General features: G+C 34.7%; 12 protein-coding genes and 1 pseudogene. 4 read left to right on the forward strand and 9 right to left on the reverse strand.

Annotation, left to right across the window (positions count from 1 at the left end; all coding sequences use genetic code 11):
- The 8 genes and pseudogenes from IPP64_15115 to IPP64_15150 form a co-directional block, all read right to left on the reverse strand.
- A pseudogene (locus IPP64_15115) lies at positions 1 to 1,337 on the reverse strand (beta-glucosidase).
- A gap of 14 nt (positions 1,338 to 1,351) precedes the next feature.
- A complete protein-coding gene (locus IPP64_15120) occupies positions 1,352 to 2,398 on the reverse strand; it encodes a glycosyl transferase (GenBank protein ID MBL0330698.1) in 1,047 nt (348 codons plus the stop codon).
- An 11-nt stretch (positions 2,399 to 2,409) separates the two neighbouring features.
- The gene (locus IPP64_15125; protein ID MBL0330699.1) at positions 2,410 to 3,264 is read right to left on the reverse strand and encodes a UDP-2,3-diacylglucosamine diphosphatase; all 855 of its coding nucleotides are present in this window, start codon (positions 3,262 to 3,264) and stop codon (positions 2,410 to 2,412) included.
- A 327-nt stretch (positions 3,265 to 3,591) separates the two neighbouring features.
- On the reverse strand, positions 3,592 to 3,978 hold the full coding sequence (locus IPP64_15130) for a response regulator transcription factor (protein ID MBL0330700.1): 387 nt from the start codon (positions 3,976 to 3,978) through the stop codon (positions 3,592 to 3,594).
- A 91-nt stretch (positions 3,979 to 4,069) separates the two neighbouring features.
- Positions 4,070 to 4,453, reverse strand: coding sequence for a response regulator (locus IPP64_15135; GenBank protein MBL0330701.1), 384 nt, complete (start codon positions 4,451 to 4,453; stop codon positions 4,070 to 4,072).
- 132 nt (positions 4,454 to 4,585) lie between these two features.
- The gene (locus IPP64_15140; GenBank protein ID MBL0330702.1) at positions 4,586 to 7,309 is read right to left on the reverse strand and encodes a T9SS type A sorting domain-containing protein; all 2,724 of its coding nucleotides are present in this window, start codon (positions 7,307 to 7,309) and stop codon (positions 4,586 to 4,588) included.
- A gap of 235 nt (positions 7,310 to 7,544) precedes the next feature.
- Positions 7,545 to 9,014, reverse strand: coding sequence for a TonB-dependent receptor (locus IPP64_15145; protein MBL0330703.1), 1,470 nt, complete (start codon positions 9,012 to 9,014; stop codon positions 7,545 to 7,547).
- 81 nt (positions 9,015 to 9,095) lie between these two features.
- The gene (locus tag IPP64_15150) at positions 9,096 to 10,373 is read right to left on the reverse strand and encodes a carboxypeptidase-like regulatory domain-containing protein (GenBank protein MBL0330704.1); all 1,278 of its coding nucleotides are present in this window, start codon (positions 10,371 to 10,373) and stop codon (positions 9,096 to 9,098) included.
- A gap of 184 nt (positions 10,374 to 10,557) precedes the next feature.
- Here IPP64_15150 and IPP64_15155 point away from each other — a divergent pair, with 184 nt between their 5' ends.
- From IPP64_15155 to IPP64_15165, 3 genes are all read left to right on the forward strand, one after another.
- The gene (locus IPP64_15155) at positions 10,558 to 11,247 is read left to right on the forward strand and encodes a response regulator transcription factor (GenBank protein ID MBL0330705.1); all 690 of its coding nucleotides are present in this window, start codon (positions 10,558 to 10,560) and stop codon (positions 11,245 to 11,247) included.
- A 97-nt stretch (positions 11,248 to 11,344) separates the two neighbouring features.
- On the forward strand, positions 11,345 to 12,382 hold the full coding sequence (locus IPP64_15160) for a sensor histidine kinase (protein MBL0330706.1): 1,038 nt from the start codon (positions 11,345 to 11,347) through the stop codon (positions 12,380 to 12,382).
- 49 nt (positions 12,383 to 12,431) lie between these two features.
- Positions 12,432 to 12,806, forward strand: a complete 375-nt coding sequence (locus tag IPP64_15165; protein ID MBL0330707.1) for a DUF1987 domain-containing protein — start codon at positions 12,432 to 12,434, stop codon at positions 12,804 to 12,806.
- A 10-nt stretch (positions 12,807 to 12,816) separates the two neighbouring features.
- Here the strand turns inward: IPP64_15165 and IPP64_15170 are convergent, their stop codons facing one another.
- Entirely contained in the window at positions 12,817 to 13,170 is a 354-nt protein-coding gene (locus tag IPP64_15170) for a DUF4296 domain-containing protein (GenBank protein ID MBL0330708.1), read from the reverse strand.
- Between the two features lie 110 nt (positions 13,171 to 13,280).
- Between IPP64_15170 and IPP64_15175 the strand changes: the two genes are divergently transcribed.
- Positions 13,281 to 14,078, forward strand: coding sequence for an SDR family oxidoreductase (locus IPP64_15175; protein MBL0330709.1), 798 nt, complete (start codon positions 13,281 to 13,283; stop codon positions 14,076 to 14,078).
- Positions 14,079 to 14,121 lie beyond the last annotated feature (43 nt).

The raw sequence follows: 14,121 nt of genomic DNA on the forward strand, positions 1-14,121 counted from the left end.
TTAATCAAATTGCAAAAATTGCTTATACCAATTACCGGATTGCTTTACTATACGCTCTTGTGTTCTAAAATTGGTATGCACTAAACCGAAACGAGGATAAAACCCCTCTGCCCATTCAAAATTATCTAAAAAAGTCCAAACAAAATAACCACCCACTTTTACTCCATCATTTTTTGCGCGAAGTACTTCATGAATGTGACTTTTTAAATAATTTGTCCTCAATTCATCATTTATCTTTCCATCAAATACCACATCATTAAATGCTGATCCATTTTCAGTAATAATGATTTTCTTAATTTGCGGATATGCATCATATTTTTTAAAACTTGATACATTGCATCCGGATAAACCTCCCAATTCATGAGTGTAATTGGAACCTTTCGTTTTTCCGCTTTCACAAGCTTAGCATTTAGAAGTGGAACAAAATAAGAATGAGAAACAATTTCGCGGGTATAATTTTGAATTCCAATAAAATCAAAATCAAATTTTAAAAGTAGCTCGTCATTGGGTAAATAATATTTGTAAATTCTATCTAACAATTTTAAATCATTAATTGGATAACCTAACCCTAATGAAGGTTCAATGAACAAGCGATTAAGTAAAGCATCTACTTTCTTTGTTGCCAATTTATCTTTTTCAGAGTTTGTATTGGGTTCTAAATGCGAACATGAAAATGTTGTCCCAATCTGTGCTGTCGGCAAAGCACTTTTAATGACTCTTCCACCAACAGACTGGCATAATGAAGCATGGTGGACAGCAGGTATAAAATTTCTCAACCCTTTTCTTCCCGGTGCATGCACTCCTAAGAAATAACCAGCACCAGTGAATACCATGGGTTCATTCAGAATCATCCAATTATTAACCCGATCACCAAATTTTTTAGCACACAATTCAGCATAATCAGAAAACCAACCAACAATATCTCGGTTTACCCAACCACCTTTATTCTCTAGAGCTTGGGGCAAATCCCAATGATACAAAGTAACCCAAGGTTCGATGCCCAATTCAAGTGAATAATCTATTAATCGATCATAAAAATCTACCCCCTTATTATTTGCTGTACCGAAACCAGAAGGAAGAATACGAGACCAAGAAAATGAAAAACGAAAATTTGGAATATTTAAATAACTCATTAATTGCAAATCATCTTTATAGCGATTATAAAAATCGCAAGCATGATTTCCATTATGATTATTCAATATTCGTTTCTTTTGATTTGAAAAAGTGTCCCAGATAGAATCACCTTTTCCATCTTTATCATGCGCTCCTTCGATTTGGTATGCAGCAGTAGAAACACCCCACTTAAAATCACTTCCAAATTGCTTTTTATCTAACATATAATTACAAAAAATTATACCCGAGCAAATTGAGCAATATTATTCCATTTAAAATCTCGAATAATATTCTTTTTATGGTAGTGATTGGCAATCAGTGTATTTATAATCTGTTCTGTAATATCTGGATAATCAACACTTATAACTTTACCATATTCCAACCAATCTTTAATTACCGAATGATGTTTTTTCTTTAAACTTTTTATTACCGGAACACCCATTACTTTTAAAGCGGCTGCGTTACATTGCTGTTCATACTGCGTTTTCATTGGAATTACCAATAACTTCTTTTTTAAAAACAATGCTTCAGCAGGTGTTTCGAAACCAGCCCCACACAGAACACCCTTACTGGTCGCTAAACTTTTTACAAATGCTTCGTTATTGATTGGCTGTATTGTTATATTTCCTTCTTTAATCACTTTCTTATTGTGTTTACTAAACACATCCCATTGAATAGTTTTAAACTTTCGCAAGTTTTTAAGCAATCGCTCATCGTCATATGCAGGTAAATAAACAGTATAATGACGATTATTAACAGGCTTTAAATCTCTTATCTCTTTCCGTATTACAGGTGTAAAAACATTTTTATCAAATTTTGAAAAATGGAATCCATATTGCGATGTTGTAGGCGCATAATATTTAAGGACCATCCGTCCAAGTGGATCTTTCTTTTTAGGTTTTGGGGCATTTGCCGACAATACAGCACATTGATGGCTCAAGGAAACGCATTGCAACCCTTTTTGTTTGCATGCCCATGCTGTTATCGGCTCGAAATCATTAATAATTAAGTCGTATTCCTCAATAGGTACTTTTTCAATGTCTTTTAATAATTCGCGCGTATCCATTTTTAAGTAAGTACTTACAATATCTACCCCTCCATTTTTTCCAAATACAAAGCTTAATCCCTTTAATCGAAATTTAATTGGAAAAGGTAAACTTACATCCGCTTGAATTCCACTCACTAGGATGTCTACCTCTCCTTTTTTCTGAAGTATTGGTATAATGTCTCGTGCGCGACTTAAATGTCCGTTTCCAGTGCCTTGAATAGCGTATAATATTTTCATATATAATTTTTTTAAGCACGTTTCATTAAATTAAACTCTTCTACCAAATTTTCAAACAATTGAACCTTATTCAGATTAACATAATTTTTATCTGAAAGGTCAATCGACTGTGCCACTAAATCCTCCTGGTATTTATAAATACTCCACTGACCATCGTTATACTCTAAAGAGGTTAAATTTTCTATCCAATCTCCTGAATTCAGATAGGTTATTGAGCCCATATCATTTTTAATCTCTCTGATTTCAGGTTGATGAATATGTCCACATATGACAAAATCATATTCATTTGAAATACCAATATCTGCAGCCGTCTGTTCAAATGCATTTATAAACTTAACTGCACCTTTAACACTATTCTTGATTTTTTTTGAAAGAGAAATCTTCCCCTTTCCCATTTTTTGCGAAATAAAATTTACAGCTCTATTAATTACAATTAATGTATCATACCCAACAGCTCCCAACCTTGCCAACCATTTTGCATGCTTCATTGTTACATCAAATACATCTCCGTGAAAAATCCAAGCTTTTTTACCATCAATATTTAAAATCACCTTGTTAACAATTTTCAAAGATCCCATTTTGAAGCCAACAAATTTTCGAAGCATCTCATCATGATTTCCTGTCACGTAATACACTTTCACATCTTTTGCAATTAATCCGGTAATATGCTTGATTACCTGCATATGACTGGAAGGCCAATAACGTTTGTTGAATTGCCAAATATCTATAATATCACCATTCAATATTATTTTCTTTGGTTTGATACTTTTTAAATACTGTAGCAATTCCTTAGCATGGCAACCATAGGTTCCCAAATGAATGTCAGAAATAACAACTACATCAACCTCTCGCTTTTTAACTTTCATACCACTGTCATTTAATAATCAGTTACATTCTTAAGCTGGTTTGACTTAAAAGGTGAATACAATGCAGAAAGTTGTTTCATTAGAACTCGAATAACAAGCGCCTGAAACCAAAATAAAATTGTTTTCATTTTAGAATATATTTAATTAATAACTGGAAGAAAAATAAAGGGGGTAGAATGCTGACAAAGCGATTGGCTTCGGTTAAAGGATGAATTATGTTTTTCACATAACTCATTGACATCTAATAGATATTAACTTTATCACATCACAAAAATAGGAATGTGATATCACCAAGGTATTACGGAATAATTAAGGAATATTTAAAAATCAATGAAAAGAAGGAAGCCAATTAATTTTTTCGCGATTCATCATGCTTCTAATTAAACTTAGTAATAGTTTTGGGCGAACCGGCTTTACAACAAAATGTTCTTTGGAGGAAACCTTCAAAAAATCTTCCAACTCAATTAAACTTAACAATATTGAATCTTTCAGTCGATCTGTTTTTACTTTACCAATAAACGATTGTATATTGATTTCAGAATCGTTTGTGTTTATAACAATTAAATTAGGAATCTTTCTTTCTGCCAATACCAATGCATCATTTAAAGTATTGCATTTATAAACCTGGAAATCATTTTCAACAAGTTGTTCTTCAATAAACTCAAGTTCTTTCGAATCATCAAATACTAACAAAACACTCTTCAAACTTTCCATGCTTTTCAATTTATTGTTTGTGCTACAAAAATATGTTTCTGATGAAAAAATAAGGTTAATCAAATCTTATGAAATGGTAAAAAACGCAATTTTAAGCGGCTTTCTCCTCCATTAACTGATTAACTAAGGTATGCAGGTATTCAAATCGGATTGGTTTTGAAGCAAACTGGTCTGCTCCGGAAGACATTGCGTACATTACTTTATAATCATCAGAAACAGCCGTTAAAAAAATAAATGGGATTCGGTAAAACTGTTCGATTTTTCTAATGGCTTTGCACATTTCTATCCCATCTAATTTGGGCATTAAAATATCAGAAATGATTAGATGAGGGCATTCTGCAATTGCCAGATCCAAGCCTTCTATACCGTCATTTGCAACAATTACCTCAAACCCCTTCCTACGGAAATTATAAGACAAGAATTCAAGAATATCCGGTTCGTCATCGACTATTAATATTTTCAATGGTGTATTCATTTTTTCTTTTTTATCAAAAATACGATGGTGTCAAATCTTAAATATGTTTTTACTATTAAGTAATTATTAATAACAAAAAAAACACCCTCACAATTTTGTGAGGGTGTTTGATAAAAGCACTAATCAAATTAATTATTTAACAACAACCATTTTTAAAGTCTTTTTAGCATTATTTGATACAATTGTTGTAAAATAGATACCTGCTTCTAAATTAGACGCATCAACTTTTAAAGTAGTCATACCAGCGTCCATTTGTCCGTCAAATACATTTGCAACAACTTTTCCAGTGATGTCATAAACAAATACAGAAACATTTGTTGCTTCATTCAAGTTCACATCAATTGTTGCTTCTTGACGAACTGGATTTGGATACAAATTCACACCTGCGATTGTTTGAATTTCTTCAACACCAACAGATAATGTTGTATTAAAAGTAATTGTATCAGAACATGCGCCATTGGAAGCAATCAATGTAACTGTATAGGTTCCGTTAGATGCATACGCATGAACAGGAGCGGTAGCAGATGAACTTGACAAGTCACCAAAATCCCATGAATAAGAAGTTGCACCTGAAGATGTGTTCGAGAATGTAACGTTAAATCCAGTTGTAGATGCGACAGCACCTGCAGCAGTTGGAACAGGGTTAACAGTAACAACTGTATTAGATGAAGTACCAACACCATCACAAGCATCTGCATTAGTTGTTGTTACATTGTAAGTACCAGCAGCAGTAACAACAATTGTTTGTGTTGTTTGTCCACCAGGGCTCCATAAATAGGTATCAGCAGTTGAAGCAGACAATGTAACGGATTCACCAGCACAAAGCGCTGTTGACCCAGCAACACTTACTGTTGGAAGTGGTGCACTACTTACATTCACATTTGTTGCAACAGATGTAGAAGAACAACCATTTACATCAGTTTGTGTTACAGAATAACTTCCAGTACTATTAACAGTAATTGCATCTGTTGTAGCTGAAGTTGACCATGTGTTTCCACCAGTATAGCTTGATGTTAAAACAACTGATCCACCTGTACAGAAAGAAGTTGGGCCACCTGCAGAAATAGTTGGAACACTTGGTAATGGATTAACTGTAATCGCTGTAATTGGCGAAGTTCCAACACAACCATTCGCATCAGTAACGGTTACTGTTTGATTTCCACCTGTAGAAATTACAGCTGAAGAAGTTGTTGCTCCACTTGACCAAGAATAGGTAGGGAATGTTCCCGTAGATAAAGTAACTGAACCACCAGCACAAAAAGTTGTAGGTCCACCTGCAGTAACAGTTGGAGTTGGTAAAGCATTCACAGTAACAACAATTGGTGAAGTTGTAACAACACAACCAGCTGCGTTCGAAACAGTAACAGAATAACTTCCTGAAGCTGTAACGTTAATAGAAGATGTAGTTGCTGAAGTGCTCCAAACGTTTCCTGAAGTTGCATCAGAAGTTAATGTAACAGAACCGCCAGCACAAAAAGTTGTTGAACCACTTGTTGTAACATTTACAGCTAAATAATTAATTCCAGCTGTAGTATAAGGAGTATTTTGCGGGTCAAAATTTGTCCAGCATTTAGTCCAATCATTCACACCATCAAATGCACCACGGTAAGTTGTTGGTGTAAAGAATGGATCCGATAAATTCGGGCTAGAAAAACTAGCACCTGTTAAAGCAGGAGAACCAGCCATCAATAAGAAATTTGGATTCGTATAGCTATATGGATTTGTAGCCATAATATCTAAACTATTCGGCAAAGTTGAATTTCCGTTTGCAGGGAAATTGAACCATCCTAAAACTGAATTGTATGGTGCACCCCATGTAATTGTTAAACCTGCTGAATCGATTACTTGCGGACAACCTGCAATGATATTGTTTTTATATTGTAATGAATTAAATTTTGCATTATTTGCAGAGTTATCAGATTCTAATTTTAATCCTGTAGGAAAACCTGCAAAGAATGAATTGTAAACACATAAAGCAGTACTTCTTCTTAAATGAGCACCACGTTTATGGTTACCATTAATAGTTGTAGTTGCAGTTTTTTTAGGTCCGAAAAAAGAAACATTTGTGAAAATCGGATGTGTTAATGGAGCATTTGTACTTCCACCAGCATCATTATCTGACTCAAAACCATTTGATCCAGAGATATCTGCAACAGCAGAATCAGCTAATGCAACTGCGAATTGAATTTTTCCGCTAAATCCGTAATCTGTATCAAAATGATCATCAACGCCTCTTGATGAAACCAAATGTTTACAGTTTACAGTTCCACCAAACCATTCAAAAGCATCATCACCACCATGAATTACTTGAACGTAATCAATTGTAGTTCCCATACCAACTCCACCCATGGTTAAACCATTTGTTTCGTTATTTGGTAAATAGGCTATACCCGCATACTCAATGCGAACATAATTAAGAATACCTGAATTGTCGTTCGGGTCTGTTCCACCATACAATCCTTTTACAGGATCAATTCCACCTTCTGCAAGGCGAGAACCTGCCGGATCGTTGATTGGTGCTTTACCACAAAGAATAATTCCACCCCAATCACCTGGAGCTCTTGATCCTGCTGGTTGATAAGATGTAAAAACAATTGGTTCTGTTTGAGTTCCATTAGTCATAATTTTTGCACCACGAGTGATAATCAACGTAGATGCATTTCCTTTAATTAATGTTCCTGCTTCAATTGTTAATGTTGCATTACTTGTAACATAAACAAATCCACCCGTCAACATATAAATGTTGTTTTTTGTCCAAGTGGTATTTGTGGTAATATCACCTGAAACTGTAATTTGAGCATTTGCACTGAATATTCCACCCAGCAACATGGCGCTCATTAGTAAAATTTTTTTCATTTTATAATATTTTTATTTTGTTACCGTGTTTGAGGGAAGCGGCATTACCCGTTTTAATAACAATAAGAGTAGTACTAAAACGATGTAAAAGTAGATGCGCTATCTTGCGTGATTGTTATCTCCGCTTTATGAATAAGTCAACCTTATTTTAACACAAGGTTACGAGGGGGTGAAATTTACATTGCCAAAAAAAGTCATCTCTTTGAACGGAGATGACTTTTTAAAGAAATTAAATTTAGAATTTGTAGGAAATGGATAAAGAATAATTTGCACCGTATCTTATACCGGTAATTTTCGTGTCTTTATCTTCTTCATATTTTTTAGATTCATTCTGATCTTGATAAAAAACTGATTCCTGGTTAAAAATATCATTGATGTTAAATTTCACTTCACCATTTTTTAAGAACCTTTTTGTAATTTGAATATCAAATAAATCTCTTGGTGTTTCATAAATATTTCTATACCCGTTTGAACCGACTAAAAAGATTCTTCTTCCTATCTTATTATACAACAAACTTACGCCTAAACCGATATCGTTATTTAAATATTGTATTCCAGCATTGATAATATAAGGCGACTGCCCTTGCATTGGTCTGTGCTTTTCTTCTTCGGTAACAGCAGTTGCAACATTTGACAAATCTACTTCTGATTTAATAAATGTATAATTGGTAAACAATGTAAAATGATCGAACTGTTTTGTATGAAACAATGTATCCAATAAGTTTAATTTAAATCGAACTTCCGCTTCAAAACCATAATTTGTTGCTCCAATTACATTTTGATAGGTGTAAATTCGACTACCTGCTCCTGCAGATAAATCAATAATTTGTTCAATTGGATTTTGAAATTGCTTATAGAATCCAGTTGCTGAAAACAGTTGGCCTGAACCTGGATACCATTCAAATCGAACATCGGCATTGGTAATATTTGTTCTTACCAATGCAGGATTTCCAACAACAGCAGCGGAGGTATTAAAATCGTAAAATGTAAACGGAGCCAACTCTCTAAATTCAGGGCGAGCAACGGTACGAGATCCTGCTGCACGGATATTAATTTTTTCAGTTAACGCATAGGTAAAATTAAAGGATGGTAATACATCAAAATAGGCTGTATCTATAACAATCGGAGAACCTCCATAAGACATTGAATTAAGAACCTGACGATAATTTTCTACTCTCGCTCCCCAAACCAATCTGATTTTTTTTCCAAAATTATCATCCAACAAAATATAACCTGAAGTTAAATTGGAACTTGCCGAATAAGAATTTGAAGGATTTTTCAACTCACCCACTTTAAACCCATTCGGGCCAATATTTGCTTCAGCAAAAATAGAATCTTGTGGCAACGTTAATAAATTCCAATCAAAAGTAGATACATTATTCACTGCATAACCAAATACCCGTGCGTCAAATGAACGATTTTTATATTGTGCTGTTCCACCAATTTTTAATGTTTGTTTTTGCTTAAACAATTCGAAAGGAATAGCTAAATCTAAATAAGCTGCTCTCAGATTTTCATCTAATTTCGAATAGAATTTTCCTGCATAACTATTTGAAACAACACCAAAAGGCACATAAGCAGTGAAAACGCTATCGGATTCTGAACCAGCAGGAGTTAAATTTTTATAATAGAACATTCGTCTCAAATCAGGAACGATACGCTTTGTATTATTGTATGCAACACCCCATTTTAATTTCAGTTTCATTTTCGATATTAAATGATCACCGCACAATTGATTTGATAACAATGTATTACTTGTATACTGCATCAAAGTAGCATAATTCAATTAATCATTTTCATAATTCACTCCTATACAATCAATCACAGCATCTTCGGAATTGGTGCTATACATGTTCTTAAAAGCGATTTTATGATTATTCCCAATCTTATAAGCAAAATTCAACATTGCACCCCATAAAATATTCTCCTTGTATACACTATCATCATATTTAAACAATTGTGATAAATCCGGATTAAAATCTTGACGATGGATGGTTTGGAGCTTTCTGCTATTGTTGTAAGTAATCGCACCTACAACACCAAAATCATTTTTAAAAAGTGAATCATTATAACCAAACGCCAATTGGTAGCTTTGTGCAAGTGGTGATGAGTTTTTTGTTTTAATAGCCCAATCATTTTCAAACATTTTGCTCGCCTCGAAACGTGTACTTATTGTAGACAATTGAAGAATGTATTCATCCGTAGATGGTAAGCCTTCTGGCATCGCTCGTTTGCCATCATCCATGCCCAACCAATCTCTTTTTCCACCATCATACGTTTTATATTCTTTAAAAGTAGACTGTGTATTGTATCCTGCACCAGCAGAGATACTGATAAAATTATCTTCCGGAATATCTTTTGTATTAATCTGAATAACACCACCTGCAAAATCTCCTGGTAAATCAGGACTTGCCGTTTTATAGATAATCATATTATCCAACATATTGGAAGGAAAGATGTCAAATGAGAAAGCTTTTCTGTCTGGCTCAGTTGAAGGCAAAGGCAATCCATTTACCATTGCTGTGTTATATCGATCACTTAAACCACGAATAATTACAAACTTATTATCCTGAATACTTGCACCACTGACACGTTTAATAACATCACTCGTACTTTTGTCCGGTGAGCGTTTTATACTTTCTGATGAAATACCATCGGATAAACTCGCATTGTTTTTTTGAAGATTTAATAAATTGGTATTTGTTTCCTTACTAACAGTTGCAGTAACTTCTATCACGCCCAAATCTGTAGATGCCGATCCCATAGAAATAGAAATAATTGTTGGCTCACCGGCTTTTACTTGAATATCGGTTAATATCTTGGTATTATAGGAAATCAATTTACATTCAATGGAATAACTGCCCGGTGCAAGGTTATTGATGCTAAAAGCACCATCTAAATCGGTATTCCCACCTGTTGTTGTCCCTTTTAAAACAACAACTGCTCCTGGTAAGGTTTCTCCTGTCTTTTCATCAATTACCTTCCCTTTTATGCTGGAGTTTTGAGAAAACGTTACCTTTGTAATAACAAGGATAACAAGCGTAATAAAAAATTTCAATTTCATTTTAAATTCATTTAATTCGCCTACAAAGTAACCGAGTGAAAGTCAAGATAGGGTTAATCAAAAATTAAACTAGTGTTAAGTAAAATAAGTAGATACACGCGTTTGTTAATATTATATTAATCTTGATTTAACACTGCTATTACAACGAAACAAGAACTTTACACTGAATTTAAAAACAAGTACTATGAATAATAACGAATACAAAATACTGTTGGTAGACGATGAACCGGATATTTTGGAATTCTTAAGCTACAATCTTAAGAAAGAGGGATACAACGTATTTACAGCCAACAATGGTAAAGAAGCCGTAGCTGTTGCAAAAAAAGAAAATCCTCATTTAATTATATTGGATGTGATGATGCCTGACATGGATGGCATTGAAACGTGTCGTGAAATCCGCGAAATTCCGGGATTGAAAGATGTAATGATTGCTTTTTTAACGGCCAGAAGCGAAGATTATTCGCAAATTGCCGGATTTGACGTAGGCGCTGATGACTACATCAACAAGCCGATCAAGCCAAGAGTATTGATTAGCAGAATAAAAGCTTTGCTAAGAAGAGGAGCAAGTTCTGACAGCAGTAAATCCACTGACAAAGTGGATATGGGAGGAATTAAAATTGACAGAGAACGTTATTTAATTATCCAAGACGGCAAAGAAATTAACCTTCCTAAAAAAGAATTTGAATTATTAGCGTTACTCGCATCTAAACCAGGAAAAGTATTTACAAGAGATGTTATTTTAGACAAAGTTTGGGGCGGAGATGTAGTGGTTGGCGACCGAACAATTGATGTTCACATCCGTAAATTACGCGAAAAACTAGGCGAAGATTTCATTAAGACTGTAAAAGGAATTGGTTACAAGTTTGAATTTTAGATTGAACACAGCTGACAAAGATTAAACTGATTTACGAGGATTATAAAAATTTCATGTGTTTAATTCATTAAATTTGTTTTAGATTCAATACTTTTAAATGAAATCAATTTCACCCAAAATTGCACTACTAATTGCGGCCATTCTTATATCTGGGCTAATTTATTTCCTAATGTATATCTGTCTTCCCAGTGATTACGGCATAAAAGAAATTGGTGCGATAGGTGGTTTAATTGGAGCCCTTTCTTCTACGTTCTTGTTCCTTTTATTTGCAAATGCATTTATCTTAAAGAAAATCAACCGCTTATTAAATACAGTAAAAAACTATCGAGCGAATAGTGATAACCCGTCACCGAATCCTAACTACACCAACAACGAAATTCACAATCTGGATTTGGAAATAAAAGCGTGGGCGGACGATCGAAAAGATGAGATTGAGCGACTGAAAAAACTAGAGGTTTATAGAAAGGAATTTTTGGGCAATGTTTCACACGAACTTAAAACACCCATTTTCAATATTCAGGGATATGTACTCACCTTATTGGATGGCGGCTTGGAAGACCCCTCCATCAACAGAAACTACCTGGAACGAGCTGAAAAAAGCATCGACCGAATGATTACTATTGTAGATGACTTAGAAGCCATTTCACAACTTGAAACAGGAGAATTACAGATTGAGCCGGAACGTTTTGACATCCTTGCGCTTGCAAAAGATGTTGCAGAAGCACAAGAAATGAAAGCCACTGCGAAAGGAATTATCCTTACACTTCCGGAAGACTCTAAATCCATATTTGTTTATGCCGACCGATTCAGAATTCGTCAAGTACTGGTGAATTTAATTGTGAACTCCGTTAAATATGGCAAAGAATACGGTGAAACAAAAATTCGTTTCTATGATACCGGAGACAATGTGATGGTGGAAATAGCCGACAATGGAATCGGAATTGAAAAAGAACATTTGCCTCGCCTATTTGAGCGTTTTTATAGAGTTGATAAAAGTCGCTCCCGCGACCAAGGTGGCACCGGATTAGGATTGGCCATCGTTAAACACATCATCGAAGCCCACAACCAAACCATTAATGTAATGAGTACTGAAGGGGCTGGCACTGTTTTTTCATTTACTTTAAAAAAAGCATAATATTTTTCGTACTTTTATGATTAGATAACTACTCTAATCATTATTACGAATGGATGCTTTATTTATTGAGAAAACCAAGGAAACTCCTGAGATTGATTTCAATGCTTCTACCGGTGTTTTAAAAATTTCCGGAAGAGCTTACTCAAACGATATTTATCAGCTATTTAAACCTTTAAATGCCTGGTTGGACAAATACCTTGCTCGACCAAAAGACATCACCACTATTGAACTCAAAATAGAATATTGCAATTCTATCTTCAATAAATTACTCATTATCTTTTTTGAAAATTGTAAATCAGTAATTGAAAAAGAAAAAAAATTACACATTATCTGGTATTACGAAAAAGGAGATCGCGAGAGTGTAGATGAAGCAAATCACATAGCACGATTAATTGGCTTACCGATTGAGAAAATTGAATTTTAAAGCGACCTTATTATTTTCCGGTCATTACTTCTGCTTGCATTTTACTCAAATTATTCAACACCAATTGATAGACTTCTGCAAGTAATATCGGGTTTTGAGCATAGAAATTAAAACTACTATCGTATTGCTCCTTCGTTATTGCATTCTTTTTTAAAATATCCGAATCCGGTTGAATATTATTCATAATAACTTGCCCCTTGCTATAAGCATTCACATTGAGTGACGCTTCCAACAAATGAACATCCACAAGTACTTCTGACATTTTTTGCTGCGAAAGCACGGTATCCGGAATATCAACTCTGTCTTCAATGGAAGTACATGCCGATAAAAACACAATACAAAACAGCGTGATGATTTTTTTCATTTACCTTTTTAAATAAGACGATTTAGCAGATTTCGTGCCGTATCCGTCTCCTCGATTATTGTTTAAATTTACGCAAAATTAATACAAAAATTAAGCTATTTTTGTAAAGAATGAGTGCTACCAAAAATAAGGTCGTTTGGATAACAGGAGCCTCCTCCGGCATTGGAGAAGCGCTGGCCAAAGCATTTGCTGCTGAAGGCGCAAAAATCATCCTTTCTGCCCGAAGAACCGAAGAATTAGAACGCGTAAAACGCTCTTTGAATCTTCCTGAATCGGATGTGCTTATCCTGCCATTGGATTTATCCAACACCTCAAAAACAAATGAACTCACACAAACGGTCATCAATAAATTCGGCCGCATTGATATTCTTATCAATAACGGTGGAATAAGTCAGCGTTCACTTACTTTAGAAACGCCAATGGAAATCGATCGAAAAATTATGGAAATCAATTTTTTCGGAACTATTGCTCTCACAAAGAGTGTATTACCGTTTATGATTAAACAGCAAAGCGGTCACATCGTTGTCATGAGCAGCATTGCAGGCAAATTCGGGTTCTTTTTCCGTTCAGCCTACTCCGCTTCCAAACATGCATTACATGGATTTTTTGAAGCCTTGCGCATGGAAATATTTAACGACCATGTGAATGTTTTACTTGTTTGTCCCGGCAAAATAAAAACCGACATATCAGTAAATGCCATCACCGGCAATGGTGGAAAACATAATAAAATGGATCCGAGTCAAGCGCAGGGATTAAGTGCTGAAGCTTGCGCGGAACAAGTACTTAGAGGAATTAAAAATAATTCAACAGAAATTTTTATCGGAGGGAAAGAACTCAGAGCAATCTGGGTAAAACGCTTTTTTCCGAATTTATTTACCAAACTCATTAGAAAACAGAAACCCGAATAATACCTCACCCCTTAATCCCCTCTCCCAAAGGAGAGGGGACAGG

Source organism: Bacteroidota bacterium, from assembly GCA_016722565.1.
In the GTDB taxonomy this organism is placed as follows: Bacteria; Bacteroidota; Bacteroidia; order 2-12-FULL-35-15; family 2-12-FULL-35-15; genus 2-12-FULL-35-15.

What these genes read in the sequence shown, in the direction of transcription:
- IPP64_15120 (MBL0330698.1), bottom strand. Translation starts at nt 2,398, where the DNA reads ATGAAAATATTATACGCTATTCAAGGCACTGGAAACGGACATTTAAGT.
- IPP64_15125 (MBL0330699.1), bottom strand. Translation starts at nt 3,264, where the DNA reads ATGAAAGTTAAAAAGCGAGAGGTTGATGTAGTTGTTATTTCTGACATT.
- IPP64_15130 (MBL0330700.1), bottom strand. Translation starts at nt 3,978, where the DNA reads ATGGAAAGTTTGAAGAGTGTTTTGTTAGTATTTGATGATTCGAAAGAA.
- IPP64_15135 (MBL0330701.1), bottom strand. Translation starts at nt 4,453, where the DNA reads ATGAATACACCATTGAAAATATTAATAGTCGATGACGAACCGGATATT.
- IPP64_15140 (MBL0330702.1), bottom strand. Translation starts at nt 7,309, where the DNA reads ATGAAAAAAATTTTACTAATGAGCGCCATGTTGCTGGGTGGAATATTC.
- IPP64_15145 (MBL0330703.1), bottom strand. Translation starts at nt 9,014, where the DNA reads ATGAAACTGAAATTAAAATGGGGTGTTGCATACAATAATACAAAGCGT.
- IPP64_15150 (MBL0330704.1), bottom strand. Translation starts at nt 10,373, where the DNA reads ATGAAATTGAAATTTTTTATTACGCTTGTTATCCTTGTTATTACAAAG.
- IPP64_15155 (MBL0330705.1), top strand. Translation starts at nt 10,558, where the DNA reads ATGAATAATAACGAATACAAAATACTGTTGGTAGACGATGAACCGGAT.
- IPP64_15160 (MBL0330706.1), top strand. Translation starts at nt 11,345, where the DNA reads ATGAAATCAATTTCACCCAAAATTGCACTACTAATTGCGGCCATTCTT.
- IPP64_15165 (MBL0330707.1), top strand. Translation starts at nt 12,432, where the DNA reads ATGGATGCTTTATTTATTGAGAAAACCAAGGAAACTCCTGAGATTGAT.
- IPP64_15170 (MBL0330708.1), bottom strand. Translation starts at nt 13,170, where the DNA reads ATGAAAAAAATCATCACGCTGTTTTGTATTGTGTTTTTATCGGCATGT.
- IPP64_15175 (MBL0330709.1), top strand. Translation starts at nt 13,281, where the DNA reads ATGAGTGCTACCAAAAATAAGGTCGTTTGGATAACAGGAGCCTCCTCC.